We start from the raw sequence: 21142 nt of genomic DNA on the forward strand, positions 1-21142 counted from the left end.
TGAAGCCGGCGTGTTGCGCGTCAGACATCCAGATTGGAATGCGGAGCGCTCGTGCCGGGCGGAGATTTGATCGCTCGCACCGTTTCGAGAAAGCGCTCCTCGATCTCGGCGACCTCGATCGGATCGATCTTGACCTCACGGCGCATGACCCACGAAACTTCTTTCTTTCTCGCTTCGGTCATTACGGAAAGCAGACGCTCGGCGATCGGCTGGCCCGTCACCGCGGAAAGCAGCTTCGCGAGGTCGTATGTGTCGAACGCGCTCAGCGCTTCGAACAACGTTCGTTGATCGACGAATTCCAGATCGTCGAGCGATTTCAGGTCGCTCAGACCGCGAGTAGTACGCCGCGAAAAATAGCTGATGCCCTTTTCCTCGACGTAGTTCAACACCTTGGTCTTGCGAAACGCAAAGATATCTTCCGCGATTTCCGCATGAGACAGCTTGTTGAGAATCACCTTCTTCTCGACGCCGATCAAGGCCTCCAGGTCGTCCAGTTCGATCAGTTCCAATTCGCTGCTGATGGAGAGATCGAGATCGTGGTCCGCCACCTGTTGCGCACGCTCGATGATTCGCACCGGATCGAAGGCGACCAGTTGCCGGTTCGCCGCGCCGTCCTGCGCGGAATAGCGCGCCGATGTGTTGCTCACACGATCGGACCGCCCTGGTTCGAGCGAGACGAGATTGAGTTTCTCCATCCGTTTGAGCATGGCCATCACATGCGGACGCGAATGTCCGGCAATCGCATGGCACTTTTTGATCACTTCGGGCAAGGGCACCGATAATTCCTCGCCTTGCGCACGTCGAACGCGGCTGTCGAGCCGGTCGGCGTTCTCGCTTCCCGCCATCAATGAGAGAACGTGAGCGTACGATACGACGCCCGGCAGGAAGTCCGCATGCGTATTCGTGGCGAGGATATCGTCCTTCTTCTTCACGCGCCGGATCAGCGTGCGTACGATATGACGAAGCAACGGCGATACGCGCGCGAGTTCCTCCTCCACCACGTCCGCCGCGACGACGGTCAACTGGCAGAAGCTCAGCGCCTTTGCAGTGTGCGCTCGCGGTTCGGGCGGCAGCAAGGCCGCCTCGCCGAAAAACTCGCCTTTGCCTAGCGTGGCGAGAATCACTTTTTTCTCGTCGCACTGGGTGGAGATTTCGACTTTGCCATCTGCAATGACGTAGACGACGGCGTCGCCCGCGAAGCCTTCGGAATAGATGACTTCGCCCGGAGCCGCTGTACGCGACCATGGCGATCGTTGGTGATTCAAGATTGATTCCCCCGAAGAGCTATTTCCCGGTCAGCGCGCGCCGTGCTGAAGGCTAGCGCGTGCCCCGATGGTCCTGATTTGTTTGACTGGATAACGACATGCAAAACGCAAAGCTTTAATAAATGTAATCGTCAGATGTGATAGCGCAAACGTTTGGTTGCCTTTCCCAATAAGGCTTTGCGCCACGCCGACTTTTCTGGTAGCGCTACGACGGCCTGATCTCGAGCGAGGTTCTGCAACGAAATGCGTCCGCCATTTGCGCAGCAATACGTTCAGGCAAATGTAAGAATCACGTCCGCATGCACGGTGCCGAAAAAAAAAAATTTGGAATAAGCGGAAACCCGGTGTGTTTGCCCCTACGTAGACAGCAACAAAGCTGCATCGCAACCCACGAAACAGATACGCATGCGATGCTCCTATTGCAAGTAAGTCATGTTGGTAGATAGGCAGAGACGTAGCTTCACTCGAACCGCAAGGTATTTTCAATCTATTTATATTCAGGTATCCAAAATGAAACGCAAACTCTCAATCATCCTCTCGTTGATCGTCCTCGCTTCGGCAGGCGTCGTCACCCAAGCTTCGGCGAAGGAACATGTTCACGCGAGCACGCAGCAGTGTGTCGGTCCCGCAGGTTTCTGCACCCCGTACTTCGGCAGCTAAATACGTACCGTTTCCCGGCAATCGTTGCCCGTCAACTCATCACGTTCACAAAGGAATTTTTATCATGAAAAAAGCTCTTGTTTGTTTCGCTCTCGCCGCCGGCGCATTGGCCACTCCTGTTCTGAGCTTCGCACAATCGAATGCTCCAGTCACCCGCGCCGAAGTGCGTGCCGACCTGGTGCGCCTCGAACAGGCGGGCTACAACCCCTCGCTTGCGGACGACGCTGACTACCCGGCCGCGATCCAGGCTGCCGAAGCGAAGGTCGCCGCACAAAATGCTCCGCAAACAACACAATCGTCGTATGGCGGCGTGGCGCAGAACGGCAACTCTTCGGCCGGCATGCGCAAGCATTCGTCGTCAGATGCCACTTGCGTCGGCCCTGTCAGTTTCTGCAACGTTTTCTTTGGTAGCTGAATGACACGTGTCGGGAATCCTGTCTAGTCCTTTATATCGATAGGATTCCTACCTTTTTTTAGCAATCCGGGATAGTCTTTCCAGATAAAACTCAAACTTTGCAAATTCGAAGAGACTCGCTTCGCGCGCCAATCTCTCTAGCCGCCAGGCAGTTCCCACTGCCAGCGATGCTCGTGCTTCCCCGACAAGCCACTCCTTGAGTTTCAGCGCTCATGGCAGCAACTTTGCCCACGCTGGATGACCCAGGTCGTCGGCAATGGCTAGCCGGTCGGCTCGACAAAACACTCGAAACACGATCAAACCCGCCTCTGCGCCGCATCAGTCTGCGCGCGACACCCACGCTCACCAAGGCACGTAGAACGACAGCGGCAGCCAAAAAAACAAGCCACCGTTCACCTGCGAATTGCGCCAGTCCTCTCATCCCATTCGTCAAAAACCATCACGCCTTTAATTTGTCATTGTTTTCCATGAATGTAATGATATAACATTCCGTCGACAGGAACAGAAAAACCCGCATCCATCCAGTCGCCAACACACTCGAATACATAACGATGAAAAACCGCACGCGCGTCTCCTCCGCAGCTCTGCTGCTATTCGCCCTGGCTGCCCACGCTCATGCCGCAACCGACGAAGGGTCCGTAACCGGTGCGGTCACAGATTCCGCCGGACAACCCGTCAACAATGCCACAGTGATCGTGCAGAACGCGAGCGGCGCCGCCATCGGCGAGGCGAAAACGGACGCCGAAGGCCGCTTCGTGATCGCGCATGTGACGCCGGGCACTTATGCGGTCGTCGTCACCGCAGCGGGATTTGCGAGTGGCAACAGCATCGCGACTACGGGCACCGGCACGCAAAGCGCCGTCAGTGTCAGTCTCGCGAAGAGCGGCACACTCGACGTTCAGGTGAATGCGAAGCGACTGGACAGAGCGCGCAACGGGTTGTCGCCGGAGACCGGCAGCAGCGTGTACCGCTTCAGCCAGGCCGATATCGATGCGTTACCCGCGGGCCAGGACACGCCGCTCAATCAGGTGCTGCTTCAGGCGCCCGGCGTGGCAAGCGATTCGTACGGGCAATTACACGTGCGCGGAGACCATGCCAATCTGCAATACCGCATCAACGGCATCATCATCCCCGAACCGATCAGCGGCTTCGGGCAGGCGCTCGATACGCGGATCATCGACCAGGTCAATCTGCTGACCGGCGCGCTGCCGGCACAGTACGGCTACCGCACGGCAGGTGTCGTGGACATTCGCACGAAGACGGGCGATGCGGGCAACGGCGGCAGCATCGACATATTCGGCGGGAGCCACCAGACCCTCAAGACCAGCGCGGATGTGTTCGGCACGCAAGGTCCGTTCAGCTACTACTTCAGCGGCTCCCTCGGCGTGAACAACCTCGGTATCGAGAACCCGACTGCAAGCGCGAACGCCGTGCATGACCACACTCGCCAGGGCGATGCATTCGGCTATATGTCGTACATCATCAATCCGCTCACGCGGGTGAGCCTGATGTTCGGCACCACGAGCAATCAGTTCGAAATCCCCAACACCCCTGGTCTGCAGACCAATTTCACGCTCAATGGCAATAGCACGTTCGATTCGAGTCAGCTGAACGAAACGCAATCGGAGTTGAACAATTTTGCGGTGGTGGCGCTTCAGGGCACCAATGGCGGCGCACTGGACTACCAGGTCGCGCTATTTACCCGCTACACGCGAACGCAGTTCAATCCCGATCCCGTAGGCGACCTGCTTTTCAACGGCGTTGCATCGCAGGACTTTCACAGTAACTCGGCAAATGGCGCCCAGGTGGACACCACGTGGCGCCTGAACGACAAACATACGATTCGCGCCGGCCTGTTCTTCCAGCAGGAGCACGCGGTATTCGACGACAGCGTCAACGTGTTCGCAACGGACGCCGACGGCAATCAGTTATCGGACCAGCCCTTCAATATCCATGACTCGAGCAGCAAGACGGGCTACCTGTATAGCGCCTACGTACAGGACGAATGGAAAATCACCAGCAAGCTCACGCTCAATTACGGGCTGCGATACGACAAGATGGACGAGTATGTGAGCGCGAGCCAGTTGAGTCCTCGCATCGGCCTGGTCTATGCGCTGACACCGACCACCACGGTTCACGCCGGCTACGCGCGCTACTTCACGCCGCCCGCGTTCGAACTGTTGTCGGGTTCGACCATCAGCCGCTTCAACGGCACGACCAACCAGAGCCCGTCGAGCCAGAACGATCCGGTACAACCCGAGCGCAGTCATTACTTCGATCTCGGTGTCACGCAACGTCTGGGTTCGAACGTGACAATCGGCGTCGACGCCTACTACAAGAAATCCACCAACCTGCTCGACGAAGGACAGTTCGGCTCCGCCCTCATTTTCACACCGTTCAATTACCAGTACGGACGCGTGTACGGGCTCGAGTTCACCGCAAACTATAAGCAGGACAACGTATCTGCCTATCTGAACCTCGCCTACAGCCGCGCACAAGGCAAACAGATCGACTCGGCCCAGTTCAATTTCGACCCGGAGGAACTTGCCTATATCAACAGTCATTGGGTGTATCTCGATCACGACCAGCGCGTCACCGCCTCTTTCGGAGGAACGTACGACCTCGGCAGAACGACGTTCACATTCGACGGACTGGTTGGTAGCGGCTTGAGAAGCGGTTTTGCCAACACCGATCGCCTTCCCGTCTATGCGCAGATCAATCTCGGCGTGATCCAGCACTTCAACCAGCCGCTTGTCGGCAAGTTCGATGCGCGCCTGATGGTCGTCAATGCATTCAATCGTGTCTATGAGTTGCGCGACGGATCGGGCATCGGCGTGGGCGCGCCGCAGTACGGCCCGCACTTCGCCGTTTATGCCGGCATCACCAAGCATTTCTAATCTGTCACCCAGCAGCGAGGACGGTCATGCAAGACTGGATGAATATTCTGGCAGCAGTGCGCGTGGGCGGGTGGGTTATCTATCCGCTCACGTTACTCGCTGTTCTGGCGGTTGCGATCGTCCTCGATCGCGCCTATGTATTTCTGCGTTTTGGCCGCTTGCCGGCGGCGATTCATGCCGCGCATGAAATCGACGTGTTGGGATCCGATATTGATCTGGATAACCTGTTAAATGAAGCTTCCGCCCAGAACGCATTCAGGCGGATGAACTCTCCGTGGCTACCCGATCCGTCCGTGCCGCTATGGCTGCGCGAAGTCAAAGCGGAATCGGTGGCGTCACAGATCGAGCGTGACATGAGCAGAGGTTTCTGGGTGCTGGAGACGATCGTCACGGCGGCGCCGCTGCTGGGTCTGCTCGGCACCATCGTCGGCATGATGCATTCGTTTCAGCTGTTTGGCGGAACTGGGCTCGTCGATCCCGCCGGCGTCACGGGCGGGGTTGCGCAGTCGCTGGTGGCGACTGCGATCGGACTCGTCGTTGCACTGTTCGCACTCTTCGCGTTCAACTATTTTTCCCGCCGGCTCGAACGTCTGATGGACGAACTCGAATCTTTCGCGAATGCGCGGCTCGGTCAAATCCGCCTTGCCACCACCACCGCCGGAGCGCAGTCGTGAAGTTCAAGCGATCGCGCGCGGCGAGGCGCGGCCGCATCGAAATCATTCCGATGATCGATGTGATGTTCTTTCTGCTGGCGACCTTCATGCTGGCTTCGCTCGCCATGCAGCGGCTCGATGCCGTCAAGCTGACGTTACCAACCGGCCGCGCACAGCAGATGGCCGCGCATGAACCCCTGACTATCTCGGTGGATAGCCGCAATGAAATATTCGTGAACCATCTGCCGGTACGTCCCGATCAGATCGAGCCGACGGTGAAGCGCCTGTTGCAACCCAACGCGGATGTCGTCATTGCCGCCGACGCCGCCGCGGGCCACGGCGCAGTCGTGCAAGCCATGCTCGCGGCACGGCGCGCCGGTGCCGCACGGTTTCTGATCGCCGTGCATCGTGAATAGCGCGATGCGTCTGAGCACTACCGTCGATGATTCGCCGAAGCTGCGCCTTGCATTGGCGATCCTCATCGCGCTCGTGGTCTGGCTCGTGTTTCTGTTCGCGCTCGGACATTGGCTCGACGCAACGAGATCCGAACCGGCACCGGAGAAGGCATTGGAGATGCGTGTAGTGGAACTTGATCCCGAGCCGCCGACGCACGCTGCGCCCAAGCCAACGCAAACGCAAACATCAACTCCACCGCCTGCGGTCAAACCGTCGCGACCGGGCGCACCACGCACCCATGCCATGCCGGCACTCACTGCACTGCCCGAAACTCCGACACCAGCCAGACACCCGGCCGACACCACCACGCCAGTATCAAAGGAGCCCGGCCCCTCTGCCGAATCCCCCACGCCTGCAAGCAACTCCGCGGAAGAAAAACAGAGCACATCACCACCCGCCACCTCGCCGGGCGATACCGCCGCACGCTCCATCGCGCAACCGTTACCAGCGTTACCCGACGATTTGCGCGAGCAGGCCTATCAAACCGTCGCGACCGCGCGCTTCGTGATTCATGCCGACGGCTCTGTCGACGTGGAACTCATCAAGCCGACACCTAATCCGCGGCTCAACCAGCTCCTTCTCGAAGCGCTTCACAAGTGGCGCTTTTTCCCCGCGTTGCAGGGCGGCCGTCCGGTCGAAAGCCGGCAGGACGTCCGCGTGCATTTCAATGTGAACTAGCGCGCCGCGTTCGCATTGATTGATGTGGCCGTAACAACATCGTGAACGTTACGTAGCGAATCCACCTTGTGCACACGCCGCATTCCCCGCGCATCGCCCGCAAACGCCCCCCAAACGCCCCCCAAACGCCCGCAGCAAACGCTTCGGCAGCATCCGAAACGCGTTCATCCAGCTTATCCCTGCAGTTGGCACGGTCCCTGCAATCAGACAGGCAAAGGCCGAGCACCGCCATGACCGGAAGGCCGCGCGTGCTCCCCAACCGGCCCGGCCAAGGCCATAACACGCGTGGATATTCCAATGATTGCCGATTTTCTGCTGGACGCTGACGTCACCGGACAAGCTCACGATCTCGACTCGAACTTCGCGCAGCGCCACCCCTTGCAAATCGCCGTTTGTCTGCGCAACCTGGTGGCCGGACAGGACTTCGTCACAGTCGAGTTCGGCGGCCGGCAAATCGTCACGCAGATACTCGACGTCGACTCGCGCAACGCGCGCTTCGTGTTCGATGCCGGCAGCATGGCCGTCGACAACAGCGCGCTACCCGCCGCGCGGCAGTTGACGTTCCGCAGCCTGCCGGGCGGCATTCGCACCGAGTTCACGACACAGGATGCCACCTCCATCGTATTCGACGGGCTACCGGCGTTCGAGGCGCCCTTCCCTCCATTGCTCTACTACGTTCAACGCCGCGAATTCTTCCGCGTGCAAACGCCCGTGCTCGCCCCGTACATCGCAAGCGGCCCGTATGCGGACGGCGGCTCATTCCGGCTGGAATTGCAGGATCTGTCATTGGGCGGCGTCGCGTTGAAGACGGCCGACGAACGCTTCGGCTCGCTTCAAAGCGGCACGGTTCTGCGCGACGTCGCATTGCAACTCGGCAGCTTCGGCACGCTGCGGCTCGATCTGGAAATCGTCGCGCCACGCCAGTTGACCACGGCGAAGGGCGATCGGCGCTTCGTGACCGGTTGCAAATTCGTCGCGACACTAGGGCCGGCTGAGCGGACGTTGCAACGCGTCGTCACGCAACTCGAAACCAGGCGGCAAGCGCTCGCACCGCGCGGATAAGCCCGTACGCATACGCCGCAGACTTCACGTCGGCGACGATCATACGATCGCCGCCGCGCGAACCACGCGTGCCGTGCACTTCAGGGTTCGCTGAACACGCTCACGACACCAGCCATTTGCTGTCGAGAAAACTCATTCAGCCTTCAATCCACTTTCATTCGAGCCAGGACTTTCCCCAAGCCCGAACGCTCGATCTTGCGTCGCACCACGCCGCTCAACCCGCACGGCGTATGGCTCACAGCCTTCCAGCAAGTTTTCGCACGGCACCTGCCACGCCGATCGTTTCCTTGACGAGCGTCGGCGCGCCTGCTGTACTAAATCAACCAAAGTGATTTAGGTGGCGGCAATCGAACCGGTCCGGATCGTTTCGAACCACCCCTCCCGCATCAAGCCGCAAACCAGGTTGTCAGCGCGCAGCGTTCGCGCGGGCACCCGCCAGTAGTCCATAACGTCGTTGCCAAAAACCGGAGGAGCGTCCCATGAATCTGAATTCCCGCAGGCTTCCTGTTGTCAGGAAAATCGTGTCGATGTGCGTCGCGGCATCGGCGGTGTGGTGTGCGAGCGCGAGCCAGGCGGCCGATCAGCCTGTTGTCGGCCTCATCACCAAGACCGACACCAACCCGTTCTTCGTGAAGATGAAACAGGGCGCCGAAGCAGCCGCATCGAAAGACGGCGCGAAGCTCATCACCGCCGCGGGCAAGTTCGACGGCGACAACGCGAGCCAGGTCACCGCCATCGAAAACATGATGACGGCCGGCGCGAAAGCGATTCTGATCACGCCGAGCGACACCAAGGCGATCGTGCCGAGCATCAGGAAAGCCCGCGCCGCCGGCGTGATGGTGGTCGCGCTCGACACGCCGACCGACCCGCAGGACGCCACCGACGCCCTCTTCGCCACCGACAACTTCAAGGCCGGCGTGCTGATCGGCAAATACGCCAAAGCCGCGCTGAACGGCAAGCCCGCGAAGATCGCCACGCTCGATCTCGCGCCCGGCGTTTCGGTTGGCGTGCTGCGTCATAACGGCTTCCTGCAGGGCTTCGGCGTGAAGGAAGGCGATCCCTCGGTGGTGTGCAGCCAGGATACGCGCGGCGATCAGGCCAAGGGCCAGACGGCGATGGAAAACTGCCTGCAGAAGTCACCCGACATCAACGTGGTCTACACGATCAACGAGCCGGCCGCAGCGGGCGCTTACCGCGCGCTCAAGGCGGCGGGCAAGGATAAGAACGTAATGATCGTCTCGATCGACGGCGGCTGTGAGGGCGTGCGCAACGTGAAGTCCGGCGCCATTGCCGCGACCTCGCAGCAATATCCGCTGAAGATGGCCTCGCTCGGCGTGACGGCCGGTGTCGAGTACGCGAAGACGGGCAAGAAGGTCTCCGGCTATCAGGACACCGGCGTGACGCTGATCAGCGACAAGCCCATGTCCGGCATCGACAGCAAGGACACGAAGTTCGGCCTCGACAACTGCTGGGGCAACAAGTAACACGGACTGAATGGAGCGGCCCGCTTTGCTGGGCCGCCATTGGAATTGCCGCGTGGCCGCAGCGCCACGCGCATGCATCGAGGACATCCATCATGTCGACTCCTTCCGCGCCTGCCGGCCACTCGCGCCCGTTCGCCGACCGCTTGCCGTCGCTTGCCGAGATCGGGCCACTCATCGCGCTGGTGCTGGCTTGCGGCTTCTTCATCTCGCAGAGCAGCCGCTTTCTGTCGTTCCAGAACCTCTCGCTGATCCTGCAGCAGACCATGGTGGTCGCCGTCATCGCAATCGGCCAGACGCTGATCGTGCTGACCGGCGGCATCGACCTCTCGTGCGGCATGGTGATGGCGTTCGGCTCGATCATCATGACCAAATTCGCCGTCACGCTCGGCGTGCCGCCAATCCTCGCGATTCTGTGCGGCATCGCGGCGAGCACGCTGTTCGGCGCGCTCAATGGCGTGCTGATCACGCGCATCAAACTACCCGCGTTCATCGTCACGTTGGGCACGTTGAATATCGCATTCGCCCTCACGCAGATCTATTCGAACGCCGAGAGCGTGTCGAACCTGCCGGACGCGCTCATGTTCTTCGGCAACACGTTCAGGCTCGGCCCCGCGGATGTCACATACGGCACGGTGCTCACCCTGCTGATGTATCTGGCCACATGGTTCGTCTTGCGCGACACCGTGCCCGGCCGGCATCTATACGCGCTCGGCAACAACGCGGAGGCCGCGCGGCTGATGGGCCTGTCGTCGCAGAAAATCCTGATGACGGTGTATTCGCTGGCCGGCGCGATCTACGGCATCGCCGCGCTGTTGTCCGTGTCGCGCACCGGCGTGGGCGACCCGCAGGCCGGCCAGACCGAGAATCTCGACAGCATCACCGCGGTCGTGCTCGGCGGCACGAGTCTGTTCGGCGGGCGCGGTTCGATTGTCGGTACGCTGCTCGGCGCGCTGATTGTCGGCGTATTTCGCAATGGTCTGACGTTGATCGGCGTTTCTTCGGTCTACCAGGTGTTGATCACCGGCATGCTGGTGATTCTCGCGGTGGCCGCGGACAAACTCTCCCATCGTCGCGGTTGAGCACTCACGAGGACTCCGTCATGTCGACACCCGCTTCCGCTTCAACCGCAATGCCCGTTCTACAGGCGCGCGGACTCGTCAAACGTTATGGCAACGTGACCGCGCTCGACGGTTGCGATTTCGAAGTGCTGCCCGGCGAGATTCTCGCCGTGATCGGCGACAACGGCGCGGGGAAATCTTCGCTGATCAAGGCCCTTTCCGGCGCCACGGTGCCGGATGAAGGCGAGATTCTGCTCGACGGCAAACCGGTCAGGTTCCGCAGCCCGCTCGATGCCCGCGCGCAAGGCATCGAAACGGTGTATCAGGAACTCGCGGTCGCGCCGGCCATGAGCATCGCCGAAAATCTGTTCCTCGCCCGCGAGTTGGTGAAACCGGGCTGGCGCGGCTCGATCTTCAAGATGATCGACAAGCGCCGCATGCTGGAGGAAGCAACCGCGCATATGAAGGATCTGCAGATCGGCATCCGTTCGATGCGCCAGGCCGTCGAAACGCTCTCGGGCGGCCAGCGCCAGGGCGTGGCCGTGGCGCGCAGCGCGGCTTTCGCGCGGCACGTGGTGATTCTCGACGAACCCACCGCCGCGCTCGGCGTCAAGGAAGGCAACATGGTGCTGGAATTGATCCGGCGCGTGCGCGATCGCGGCCTGCCGGTAATCCTCATCAGCCACAACATGCCGCACGTGTTCGAAGTCGCGGACCGCATCCATATCCAGCGGCTCGGCCGGCGCGCCGCGCTCGTCAACACCAAAGACGTGCATATGTCGGAAGCCGTGGCGATCATGACGGGCGCGAAGGAAGCCGACGTCAAGGCGATTGCATGATGCACGCATCCTGCTGAGCGGGCGCCCATCATGGATACCACCGGCACCCGCTCGCCCCTCAAACGCACGGTCGGTTCGAATCAGGTCGGCATGCGTCAGTTCAACGAACGCATCGTGCTGCAGGCGATCCGCCTGCACGGGCCGCTGCCGAAAGCCGATGTGGGCCGCCTCACGCGTCTTTCCATGCAGACGGTGTCGATGATCGTCGAGCGCCTCATCGACGATGGCCTGCTCGAAAAGCAGGCGCGGGTGCGCGGCAGGATCGGTCAGCCGTCCGTGCCGATCGCGTTGCGCGCGCAAGGCGCGTACACCATCGGCATCAAGGTGGGACGCCGCAGTCTCGACGTGCTGGCAATGGATTTTGCCGGCCACGTAGTGCACCGCGATGTGTTCGAATACGCTTATCCCGATCCACGCACGCTGTTTCCCGCACTCGAAAGCAAACTGGTACGCGTGAACCAGACGCTTGGCGCGAAGGCCAGCCAGGTGGTCGGCGTGGGCGTCGCCGCGCCCTTGTGGCTCGGCGGCTGGCGCGATTTTCTCGGCGCGCCGCCCGACGCGCTGGAAGCATGGACCGAGATCGATCTGCGTTCGCGCGTCGCCACCATGACGGGCCTGCCCGTCGAGTTCGCCAAGGACACCACGGCCGCCTGCGCCGCCGAACTCGTGATGGGCCAGGGCCGCGGCATCCACAATTTTCTGTATCTGTTCGTCGGCACGTTTATCGGCGGCGGTCTCGTGATCGACGGCCGTTTGCATGGCGGCCCGCACGACAACGCGGGCGCGGTCGGTTCGATTCCGTTACGCGAAGGCGGCCCGCGCAAACCCGCGCGCCAGTTGCTGCACGCGGCGTCGGGCTTCGTGCTCGAAAAGCTGTTGAGCGATGCGGGCGCGCCGGCTGCGGCCGCCCACGATCATCGCGCGTTGTCACCGGAAATGTGGCGCCATACCGAACAATGGCTCGATAGCGCATGCCCCGCGATCGCCAATGCGCTGACCAATGCGGCCGCGTTGCTCGACCTCGAAGCGGTCGTGATCGACGGCGAACTCGACCGGCAACTGGTGCGGGAAATCATTCGACGCACCGAGCGCGTGCTCGACCGCATCGAATGGGAAGGCATGGTGCGTCCGCAATTGCTGGAAGGCGCCATTGGCGCCGATGCGCGCGCGATGGGCGGCGCGATTCTGCCGCTCTACGCGCATTTCGCGCCGGTGCATGAGCTATTCCTGAAGCCGGCAGCGGAGACGGTTTATCCAACACCGCCGGCGTGACTCATCAACACCCGCACGCTTCATCCATGCTCATTGCGCAGCGACCTTTGCGACCGAAGCCGTCTTTGCAGGCGGATTGTCCAGCAACGGCTGCAACACCGGCGCCATCGACTTCAGCAACTGCACCGACAGCGCGCTCGTGAACTCGTAGTGCGCGGCATACGGTTCATGCACCCACGCGGTCAAGGTGCCGTAGAAGCGGTCGCCCATCGCGAACACGAAAGTCGCGCTGCGGTTGACCTTGCGCGACTCGATCAGCCGCGCGCCTTTGGCGAACACGTTGAAGCGCTGATCGCCGGTGCCGGTCTTGCCGTACACCTCGAGCGTCTGGCCGTCGGGGAACGTCATGCCTTGCGCAAGACGCCTCGCCGTGCCGCCCGTCACCACGTCACGCAACAGAACTTTCACCACGCCGGCGATTTCCGGCGACAACTGCTGTTGCGGCGCCACCGCCGCGCGCCGGAAATGGGTTTCGTAAGGCGTGTCTTTCGCGAAGTCGAGTTGAGTGAGGCTTTCGGTCGGCACCTTGTTGCCGTTGTTGGCAATCACGCCGATCAATTGCGCGAGCGCGGCGGGCCGGTCGCCGGAGGCGCCGATTGCCGCAGCATAAGAAGGCGTGAGCGTCGCGAATGGATAACCGAGCGCCTGCCACGATTTGCCGATTGCATCGTAGGCGCGCAGTTCGACCATCCGTTTGATGCGGCGGTCCTGCGTTGCGTGATAACGAGTCTTGAAGAGCCAGGAATACGTCGACAGACGCACGTCACGGCTCGCACTCTGAATCTGGTCGAGCGTGGCGTCGGGATGCTCGCGCAGATAGTTGAGCGTCCACAGTTCGAGCGGATGGACGCTGGAGATGTAGCCACGGTCGTTCAGATTGAAGCGGTCGATAGCGTATTTCGCGTACAGATTCGCCAGATCCTCGTCGTCGAGCACGGAGGCGGCGGGCGTGTTTTTGAGCGCCGCGCGCATCTGCGTGTTGAACCATGCGTTCGACTCGTTCGGGGCGACGCTGCGCAACACCGTTGCCACTTTGGACGGCGACTTGCGCACGCCGAGCAGCAGCAACGCCATGGCCTGATCGCGCGTCTTGCCGTGATACTTCGTGTAAAAACGATTCATATACACACGGCTTTCCTGATCGGCGAAGCGCGTCAGATACATCTTGCGGGTTTCCGGATCGCCGAGCCATTGCGACGACGGCCCGGTGGTCTGCACCATTTCGTAATGGACGATGTCGCGCATCAGGCGCACGAACACGAGATTCACCGAATGCTGGAACGCACGATGCACGGTCAGGATACGGCTGTTGTCATCCGATTCGAAATTGTTGAAGGTCTGCGCGCCGCCGCCCGTGTAGAACGTTTCACCGGGATTGGCCGAGTATTTGCGCTCCACCGCCGCGTCGAGCATGGCTTGCAGCGAACGGTCCGAAGTGTGCGCGAGATAGTCGAGCGCCCAACGCGTGAGCTGGTCGTTCGGATCGGGATTGACGGCTTTCAATTCCGTTGTGCTCAGCGGTGCATAACGCTTGTGCAGATTGGAGACGATCTGCAAATACGTGACAATGGTACGCAGTTTCGCCGTTGAACCGAGATTCAGGCGCGCGCCGGAATTGATATCGAACGGCTGGTTGACGCTATCGGTTTGCACTCGCACGAGGTTGGCACCGTCGCGGCGCTCGAACAGCGTGAAGCTATAAGCGATTTTCGACGGATCGTCCGAGGCGCGCAGCATTTCGAAACCGACCAGACCGGCGGCTTTCGCGCCGTCGCGCGTGGCGGCAGCGGCGAGCCGTTCACTCACGGCTTGCTGAACGGCGTTGTTGAGCGTGCCTTTCGCCCGCAGATCGAGGCGATCGAGTTCGTAGAAACTCGAAACCCCGAGCGCGGCGAGCAGATGCGAACGCATGGACGTCACCGCCTTGCGCGACACGAAGGAATCCGTGCTCGCCGTTCTAGCGGGTGCGCGGTGCAGATCGACCGCGGCGGACAGCGCGGCATCGCGCAACGGAATCGACACGATGCCGCCGTTCGCCAGCAAACGCAGATAACTGTCGGTCAGCCGTTCGAGTTCGGCATAGCCGTGATGCAGGAAATACGACGGCGCGCGCTGCGCGATCATCAGCGAGAGCACCTGCCTGAACGCCACGCCTTGCTCCGGCAGATTCTGTTCGGTGGACGGCGCTTTCAGGATGCGATTGACGTCGTTGAAATCGCGGCCGTACCAGGCGGCGAGCCCGTCGCCGATACCGTTGATTTCGCCGATGCCCGGCTGCGCGGCGAGCGGCACCGAGTTGAGATAGTGAACAACGATCTGCCGGCGCGCCGGCATGGTTTGCGGACCGTTCAGATAGGCACGTACCGAAGCCGACGCGATCTGCCGCAACTTCTCCGGCGGCGTCGCCGTGCGTCCGCCCGCCGAGTGGCGGAATTTTTCGATCTGCGTGGCAAGCGTGCTGCCGCCGGGTTGCGACTGATGGCGGTTGAATACGCGCACGCCCTGATCGGCCAGGGCGCGGCTGAAACGTCCCCAGTCGATGGCCGGGTTGCGGTTCGGCTGATTCGGATCGAGCAGATAGCGGTCTTCGATAAAAAGCAGCGAATTCACGACGAGCGGCGGAATCGCGTCGAAGTTGTCGTATACGCGGCCCGGAAACTGTGCGGCGAAGAGCGGCGCGCCGGTGCCGTCGACGAGTTGCAGGCCCGCCCGATCTTTTTCTTCGTACGGCAGAAAGAGGCCGTTATCCGCCAGCGACAGCATCCGCTCGGAATCGCGCGCCTGCGCGCTGATTTCAAACCCGCGTTGCAGCAGGCGTTGCTGGATCGACGGCAGCAGTGCGTAGCCCAGACGGCTGTCGTAAGGGCCTTTGTCGGCTTCGGGAAAACGGATGGAGTGACTGGGACCCTCGGCGACGGAGAAACCCACGTCGCGAGTCAATTCGGAGAGATAGCGCGCCTGCAATCGCGAGGTTTCGATCTCGAACTGGCAAAAGCGCGCCGCCACTGCCAGCGCGAACAGAAACGCCGCCGCCAGCACCCATTTGAACCACCTCCGCACAGGCGCCGTGCCTGTTGCGCGAAGCGGTAACCGAACCAGTGGCCGATTCATGCTGCTCTCCCCGAGCGGGCGCCATGCTCTTCTGACCTGGCGCACCTTCCAAGGAGTGTAGCCCGGAACGCGAATTCGCAATCGGTTCGGATTTACCCGAGAGTGTCGCGGCTACAACACCCATTCGCGAGGCATGGCGCAGTGCCCATTGCCGTGAGATATTCAAAGTATTTCGCGTGTCGAAAAAGCGCCGTTGCAGGCGCTTTTTGCATTCGTGCCAGGCGCTCCGGCAACCGTCTTCGTGCCGGCTCCGCGGCAATCCGGTCAACTCTTCCGCGGTGCCGAAGGCACGTCGCCCATGCGCGTCACGAACCTGGCCCGCCAAGCTCACCCTGACTGTTTTCATGACCGCCAATCCTCAAGAACTGACGCCGGAAACGCTTGCTGAACTGCTCGAACGTGTCGCCGGACAGGACGCGGCGGCACTGCGTGAACTCTATGATCTCGCCGCGCCGAAACTGTTTGGCCTCGCTCTCCGTATATTGAGCAGGCATGAGTGGGCCGAAGAAGTGTTGCAGGACAGCTTCGTCAATATCTGGCGCTTTGCCGGCGACTATCGCCGCGCGCTGTCCGCCCCCATGACGTGGATGTCGGCGATCGTCCGCAACCGTGCTCTCGATCACCTGCGGCGGATCAACACGCAGGAAACAGAATGGAGCGATGCGTTGGACGATCTCGTAGCAACCGGCGGCCCGGATCCCGAAGCGCTGAGCGCGGTCAGCCTGCAGGCGCGTCTGCTGGCCGGCTGCATGCAGCAACTGGAGCCGGCGCAGCGTCAGGCGGTTGCCCTCGCCTACCTGCGCGATCAAAGCCATAGCGAGATCGCCGCAGTACTGGCGGTGCCGCTCGGCACCATCAAGTCGTGGATCAGGCGCGGCCTCGCCAGGTTGAAGACCTGCCTGGGAGGCGAGTGATGAATCTCCATCGTTATCCCCAGCTAGTCGATCTGCTGGCCGCAGAATATGTGCTCGGCACGCTGCGCGGCGGCGCCAGGCGCCGCTTCGAGCGCTACGCGGAGCAGAACACGACGATCCGCAAGGCCGTCGACGAATGGCAGCGGCGCGTGTCTCCGATGGCCGAACTCGCGGCGCCGCGCATGCCGCCGGCCGCCGTGTGGGAAGCCATTGAACGGCGCCTCGGCTTCATGGCCGCGCGTGACGCGGCACGCCCGCACGTTGTGGTTGAAATGCCCGCGCAACCGTCGCGCAGCCCGTTCGGAAACCTGGCGTTCTGGCGCGGCTGGGCACTCGGCGTCACAGGTCTCGCCGCGGTTGCCGTGGTGGTCGCCGTGCACTCGCTGTTGCCGTCCAGCACGGCGCCGGTCAGTGCGCCGACCGTTGCTCAGCAAACCGAAACAGCCGTGTCGCATGTCGCCGTGCTGAACAATAAGGATGCGCATCCGGTCATGCTGGTCGCATGGGACGAAGCCCATTCGACCATGACGGTGCAACCGCTCGGCAAGGTCGAGCTACCCGCGGGCCGGGCGATGGAGCTGTGGGGCATTCCGGCGAGCGGCCAGCCGGTCTCGCTCGGCATGCTGCCGGACAGCGCGAACGGCAAGGTCGCAGCCGGCCAGCAGAAGCCTGAGAATTATGCGGCGCTGGCGGTCTCGATCGAAGCGCCGGGCGGCTCGCCGGATCACAACGCGCCAAGCGGTCCGGTGGTGTACACCGGCAAACTGCTGCCGGTATCCTGAGGCCGCTCAGCTTCGTCTCGACTCCCGGTCCGGCAACGCCGGCATTTGCTCTATGCGGGTGCCGGCCTTCCCGGCCGTTCTTCGACACGGGCATCGCGCGACGGCTGGACGCGAGCGCACGAATGCCGCTACCCTAGTTCCATGCAAAGCTTTTACGAAGCCACTGTCACCCGTTCCTCCACCTATGCGCCGCTGGCCGGCCGGCGTGGCGCCAATGTCTGCATTATCGGCGGCGGCCTGGCGGGATTGTCCACCGCGTTGGGACTCGCCGAGCGGGGCGTCGCCGACGTCACCGTGCTCGAAGCGCGGCAGGTGGGTTTCGGCGCATCCGGGCGCAACGGCGGGTTCGTGTTCGGCGGCTACAGCCTCGATTGCGCCGACCTGCTGAAAACTCTCGGTGCAGTTCGCGCCCGCGAGCTCTATACGCTGACCACCGACGCCGTCGATCTGATGAGGAAGCGCATTGCACGCTATCACATCGACTGCGATGCGACCGACGCCGGCGTGATCCTCGCCAACTGGTTCGACGAACCGGCGCGGCTCGAGTCGCAGCGGCGTTTGATGCGCGATTCGTTCGGCGTCGAATGGGAACCGGTGCCGGCGGAGCAGCTCGCTTCGCAACTGAAGACGCGCCGTTATCACGGCGGTCTGTTCGAGCGCAACGCGTTCCACTTTCATCCGCTCAGGTATGTGCTCGGCGTGGCCGGCGCCGCGGCCCATGCCGGCGTGCAGATTCATGAGCACTCGCCGGTCGTGCGCTTGCAGCGCGAGGGCGGCGGGTTCGTGGTGCACACGCAGCACGGCGCGCTCGAAGCACGCCACGTCGTAATGGCGGGCGGCGGCTACGCGCGTCGCGTCTACCCGCGGGTCGAGCGCGCCGTGCTGCCTATCGCCACCTACGTGATGGCAACCGAACCGCTTGGCTCACGTCTGCCAGACGCGATCGACACCCGCGCCGCCGTCTACGACACCCGTTTCGCCTTCGACTATTACCGGCCGCTGCCCGACACGCGCATTCTGTGGGGCGGCCGCATCTCGGTGCGCGACCGCGCGCCCGAGGTGATCGCGCGCCTCTTGCGGCGCGATCTGCTGAAGGTCTATCCGCAGTTGCACGACGTGCGTATCGAGTACGCATGGGGCGGCCTGATGAGCTACGCGCGGCACAAGATGCCGCAAATCGGCCGCAGCACGGACGGCGTCTGGTACGCAGTCGGCTTCGGCGGGCACGGCATGGCGCCGACCACCGTGTCCGGCGAACTGCTGGCGGCGGCGATTGCCGGAGAGCGGCCGGTGCCCGAGGCGTTTGCTTCGTTCGGGCTGACGCCCGCTTATGGCGCGCTCGGTCTGGCGGCCGCGCAACTCACCTACACCGCCATGCAGACACGCGACGCGCTCGCCGCGCGCCGCCGGCCCGCTGTTTGACGTCGGCCAACCTATGCGGCCGCTCAAGCCCGGAACCCCGCGCCGGACGCCATTTTCGCCATGCTAGAATGCGCCGTCACTGCCGCTCGAATACACAATGAAAAAGGGAAGCAAGGCTGCCGAGCCTGATACCAACGGCATCCCGTCCGACAGTCCGCGTACCGACACCCGGCGCAAGTACGATCCCGAACAGACGAAGCGCAACATCCTCGAGGTCGCGACCCAGGAGTTCTCCGCGATGGGACTGACGGGCGCACGCGTCGACGCGATCGCGGAACGCACGAACACCACCAAGCGCATGCTGTACTACTACTTCGGCAGCAAGGAAGGGTTGTACCAGGCGGTGCTGGAGAAGGTGTATGGCGACATTCGCGCACTCGAACAGGATCTGCACGTCAGCGAACTCGATCCGGTCGAGGGCATGCGCGCGCTAGTCGAGTTTACGTTCGACTATCACGACCGTCAGCGCGATTTCGTGCGGCTCGTCACCATCGAAAATATTCACGGCGCGAAGTACGTCGAGCAGGTCAAGAGCTTCAAAGGCCGCAACGTCACCGTGATTCATACGATCGAAGACCTGCTCAAGCGCGGCATCGCGTCCGGACAGTTCCGCAGCGACATCGATCCGATCGATCTGCATCTGCTGATCAGTTCGCTGTGCTTTCACCGCATCGGCAACCGGCATACCTTCGGCGCCGCGTTCGGGCGCGACCCGTCGCATCCGCGTTTGCGCGCGCGGCATCGCGCGATGATCGTTGATGCCGTGCTGCGTTTCGTCCGGTCCCGGACGTTCAATCCACCAGCACGATCCGCTTGATATCGCCGACGATAAAGATGTACGACAGCGCGCCCACCAGAGCGATCGCGCCGATAAACACCAGCGCGCCGACAAACGAGCCGGTTGCCGCGACGATAAAACCCACCACCAGCGGCGTCACGATGCCGGCGAGGTTAGCCGCGAAGTTGAAGATGCCGCCGGTCACGCCGAGCAACCCTTCCGGCGCGATGTCCGACACTAGCGTCCAGCCCAGCGCGGCCATGCCCTGCGCGAAAAACGCCGCGGACAGAATCGCGATCACCACCACGTTGCTCTCGACATAGTTGGCAAGCACGATGGTCGACGCGAGCAGCAGGCCGGCAATGATCGGCAGCTTGCGCGCCACATTCGGCGACTTGCCGCGGCGCAGCAGCCAGTCCGAGAAAATGCCGCCGAACATCACACCGATCGACGCCGCAATGAACGGCATGATCGCGAAGAAGCCGATCTTCAGCCACGCCATATGGCGTTCGGTGGCGAGATACGTCGGGAACCAGGTGAGGAAGAACACGAGCGTCGAGTTGCCGGCAAACTGGCCGAGGCAGATGCCCGCCAGTTGACGATGCTTGAGCAGGCGTCCAATGGTGCGCCATTCGAAGCCGTTCGTCGAAGCGCCGGCCGCGGTACCCTGTGCATCGGCGGTCTTCTTCGCGTTCGTGAGACCGCCGCCCGCCTCGATATAGTCGAGCTCCGCCCGATTCGCCGCAGGATGATCGCGCGGCTCCCGATAGAACATCCACCAGATCACGCCGAATACGAGGCCGATGCCGCCGACCACATAGAACAGCGAACGCCAGCCGAATGCGCCCATCAGCATGAACAGGAACGGACTGAAAAAAGCGAGGCCGATATATTCGCCGACCGTGTACGTGCCGGTTGCCATCGCGCGTTCGCTCTGCGGGAACCATGTCGCGACCACGCGGCTATTGGTTGGAAAACACGGCGCTTCCGAAACGCCGAGGCCGAGCCGGAACACGAACAGCGCGCCGATACCGTGCACCAGTCCTTGTGCGAGCGTGCACAGAGACCAGAAGGTCATCGACAGGAAATAAGTGAGCTTGCTGCCGAAACGGTCGAGAAACAGACCGCCCGGAATTTGCGAGGCCACGTAGCTCCACGAAAATACGGAAAAGAGCAGTCCCATGAGCGCGGCGTTGATGCCGAGTTCTTTGGTCAACTGCGGCGCGGCGATGCCGAGCACCGTGCGGTCGAGATAATTGATCATCGTTCCCACCGCAAGCAGCGTCAGAATCTTATAGCGGGCGTTCGAGCGGCGCACGGTGCTTGCCGCCACGTCTTTCGGCGTTGCGGCGCCGGCGTGGGTAGATTGAATGGGTCGGTGCATGTCGTGTTCGTC

17 protein-coding genes are annotated in these 21142 nt (G+C 62.1%); 14 read left to right on the forward strand and 3 right to left on the reverse strand.

Features of this window, described 5'->3' with window-relative positions:
• Positions 1 to 20: 20 nt before the first annotated feature.
• Positions 21 to 1265, reverse strand: a complete 1245-nt coding sequence (locus NE850_RS03990; RefSeq protein WP_007177839.1) for a Crp/Fnr family transcriptional regulator — start codon at positions 1263 to 1265, stop codon at positions 21 to 23.
• Positions 1266 to 1989: 724 nt separating this feature from the next.
• On the opposite strand from NE850_RS03990, the gene NE850_RS03995 reads away from it, so the two are divergent.
• From NE850_RS03995 to NE850_RS04040, 10 genes are all read left to right on the forward strand, one after another.
• Positions 1990 to 2340: a DUF4148 domain-containing protein gene (locus NE850_RS03995; protein ID WP_007177841.1), complete on the forward strand. Its 351-nt coding sequence runs from the start codon at positions 1990 to 1992 to the stop codon at positions 2338 to 2340.
• A gap of 551 nt (positions 2341 to 2891) precedes the next feature.
• The gene (locus NE850_RS04000; protein WP_007177842.1) at positions 2892 to 5237 is read left to right on the forward strand and encodes a TonB-dependent receptor; all 2346 of its coding nucleotides are present in this window, start codon (positions 2892 to 2894) and stop codon (positions 5235 to 5237) included.
• A 26-nt stretch (positions 5238 to 5263) separates the two neighbouring features.
• A complete protein-coding gene (locus NE850_RS04005) occupies positions 5264 to 5911 on the forward strand; it encodes a MotA/TolQ/ExbB proton channel family protein (RefSeq protein ID WP_165188710.1) in 648 nt (215 codons plus the stop codon).
• On the forward strand, positions 5908 to 6306 hold the full coding sequence (locus NE850_RS04010; protein WP_007177844.1) for a biopolymer transporter ExbD: 399 nt from the start codon (positions 5908 to 5910) through the stop codon (positions 6304 to 6306). Before NE850_RS04005 ends, NE850_RS04010 begins: the two co-directional genes overlap by 4 nt.
• A gap of 4 nt (positions 6307 to 6310) precedes the next feature.
• Complete coding sequence (locus tag NE850_RS04015; RefSeq protein ID WP_165188714.1) at positions 6311 to 7024, forward strand: energy transducer TonB; 714 nt, start codon at positions 6311 to 6313, stop codon at positions 7022 to 7024.
• 297 nt (positions 7025 to 7321) lie between these two features.
• The gene (locus NE850_RS04020; RefSeq protein ID WP_310698450.1) at positions 7322 to 8086 is read left to right on the forward strand and encodes a flagellar brake protein; all 765 of its coding nucleotides are present in this window, start codon (positions 7322 to 7324) and stop codon (positions 8084 to 8086) included.
• A gap of 479 nt (positions 8087 to 8565) precedes the next feature.
• Positions 8566 to 9570 (forward strand): sugar ABC transporter substrate-binding protein, encoded by a 1005-nt coding sequence (locus NE850_RS04025; RefSeq protein WP_007177847.1) that lies wholly within the window; start codon positions 8566 to 8568, stop codon positions 9568 to 9570.
• A gap of 92 nt (positions 9571 to 9662) precedes the next feature.
• On the forward strand, positions 9663 to 10649 hold the full coding sequence (locus NE850_RS04030) for an ABC transporter permease (protein ID WP_007177848.1): 987 nt from the start codon (positions 9663 to 9665) through the stop codon (positions 10647 to 10649).
• 20 nt (positions 10650 to 10669) lie between these two features.
• On the forward strand, positions 10670 to 11467 hold the full coding sequence (locus NE850_RS04035) for an ATP-binding cassette domain-containing protein (protein ID WP_007177849.1): 798 nt from the start codon (positions 10670 to 10672) through the stop codon (positions 11465 to 11467).
• 30 nt (positions 11468 to 11497) lie between these two features.
• Positions 11498 to 12739, forward strand: a complete 1242-nt coding sequence (locus tag NE850_RS04040; protein ID WP_007177850.1) for an ROK family transcriptional regulator — start codon at positions 11498 to 11500, stop codon at positions 12737 to 12739.
• A 30-nt stretch (positions 12740 to 12769) separates the two neighbouring features.
• Here the strand turns inward: NE850_RS04040 and NE850_RS04045 are convergent, their stop codons facing one another.
• Entirely contained in the window at positions 12770 to 15850 is a 3081-nt protein-coding gene (locus NE850_RS04045) for a transglycosylase domain-containing protein (RefSeq protein ID WP_310698451.1), read from the reverse strand.
• Between the two features lie 344 nt (positions 15851 to 16194).
• Between NE850_RS04045 and NE850_RS04050 the strand changes: the two genes are divergently transcribed.
• The 4 genes from NE850_RS04050 to NE850_RS04065 all read left to right on the forward strand — a co-directional run bounded on the left by NE850_RS04050 (position 16195) and on the right by NE850_RS04065 (position 19785).
• A complete protein-coding gene (locus tag NE850_RS04050) occupies positions 16195 to 16764 on the forward strand; it encodes an RNA polymerase sigma factor (RefSeq protein WP_007177852.1) in 570 nt (189 codons plus the stop codon).
• Positions 16764 to 17546 (forward strand): anti-sigma factor domain-containing protein, encoded by a 783-nt coding sequence (locus tag NE850_RS04055; RefSeq protein ID WP_310698452.1) that lies wholly within the window; start codon positions 16764 to 16766, stop codon positions 17544 to 17546. The genes NE850_RS04050 and NE850_RS04055 overlap by 1 nt, the downstream gene beginning before the upstream one ends.
• Positions 17547 to 17687: 141 nt before the next feature.
• Positions 17688 to 18968: an FAD-binding oxidoreductase gene (locus tag NE850_RS04060; RefSeq protein WP_007177854.1), complete on the forward strand. Its 1281-nt coding sequence runs from the start codon at positions 17688 to 17690 to the stop codon at positions 18966 to 18968.
• A gap of 97 nt (positions 18969 to 19065) precedes the next feature.
• On the forward strand, positions 19066 to 19785 hold the full coding sequence (locus tag NE850_RS04065; protein WP_165188722.1) for a TetR/AcrR family transcriptional regulator: 720 nt from the start codon (positions 19066 to 19068) through the stop codon (positions 19783 to 19785).
• Here the strand turns inward: NE850_RS04065 and NE850_RS04070 are convergent.
• Positions 19760 to 21130, reverse strand: a complete 1371-nt coding sequence (locus NE850_RS04070) for an MFS transporter (protein WP_007177856.1) — start codon at positions 21128 to 21130, stop codon at positions 19760 to 19762. The two genes, NE850_RS04065 and NE850_RS04070, sit on opposite strands and share 26 nt — an antisense overlap.
• Between the last annotated feature and the right edge of the window lie 12 nt (positions 21131 to 21142).

The organism is Paraburkholderia sp. USG1 (assembly GCF_031570135.1).
Classification (GTDB): domain Bacteria; phylum Pseudomonadota; class Gammaproteobacteria; order Burkholderiales; family Burkholderiaceae; genus Paraburkholderia; species Paraburkholderia dioscoreae.

Bases quoted from the DNA above. Each gene is read 5' to 3' on its own strand.
- NE850_RS03995 (WP_007177841.1), top strand. From the start codon at position 1,990: ATGAAAAAAGCTCTTGTTTGTTTCGCTCTCGCCGCCGGCGCATTGGCC.
- NE850_RS04000 (WP_007177842.1), top strand. From the start codon at position 2,892: ATGAAAAACCGCACGCGCGTCTCCTCCGCAGCTCTGCTGCTATTCGCC.
- NE850_RS04005 (WP_165188710.1), top strand. From the start codon at position 5,264: ATGCAAGACTGGATGAATATTCTGGCAGCAGTGCGCGTGGGCGGGTGG.
- NE850_RS04015 (WP_165188714.1), top strand. From the start codon at position 6,311: ATGCGTCTGAGCACTACCGTCGATGATTCGCCGAAGCTGCGCCTTGCA.
- NE850_RS04020 (WP_310698450.1), top strand. From the start codon at position 7,322: ATGATTGCCGATTTTCTGCTGGACGCTGACGTCACCGGACAAGCTCAC.
- NE850_RS04025 (WP_007177847.1), top strand. From the start codon at position 8,566: ATGAATCTGAATTCCCGCAGGCTTCCTGTTGTCAGGAAAATCGTGTCG.
- NE850_RS04030 (WP_007177848.1), top strand. From the start codon at position 9,663: ATGTCGACTCCTTCCGCGCCTGCCGGCCACTCGCGCCCGTTCGCCGAC.
- NE850_RS04035 (WP_007177849.1), top strand. From the start codon at position 10,670: ATGTCGACACCCGCTTCCGCTTCAACCGCAATGCCCGTTCTACAGGCG.
- NE850_RS04040 (WP_007177850.1), top strand. From the start codon at position 11,498: ATGGATACCACCGGCACCCGCTCGCCCCTCAAACGCACGGTCGGTTCG.
- NE850_RS04045 (WP_310698451.1), bottom strand. From the start codon at position 15,850: ATGAATCGGCCACTGGTTCGGTTACCGCTTCGCGCAACAGGCACGGCG.
- NE850_RS04050 (WP_007177852.1), top strand. From the start codon at position 16,195: ATGACCGCCAATCCTCAAGAACTGACGCCGGAAACGCTTGCTGAACTG.
- NE850_RS04055 (WP_310698452.1), top strand. From the start codon at position 16,764: ATGAATCTCCATCGTTATCCCCAGCTAGTCGATCTGCTGGCCGCAGAA.
- NE850_RS04060 (WP_007177854.1), top strand. From the start codon at position 17,688: ATGCAAAGCTTTTACGAAGCCACTGTCACCCGTTCCTCCACCTATGCG.
- NE850_RS04065 (WP_165188722.1), top strand. From the start codon at position 19,066: ATGAAAAAGGGAAGCAAGGCTGCCGAGCCTGATACCAACGGCATCCCG.
- NE850_RS04070 (WP_007177856.1), bottom strand. From the start codon at position 21,130: ATGCACCGACCCATTCAATCTACCCACGCCGGCGCCGCAACGCCGAAA.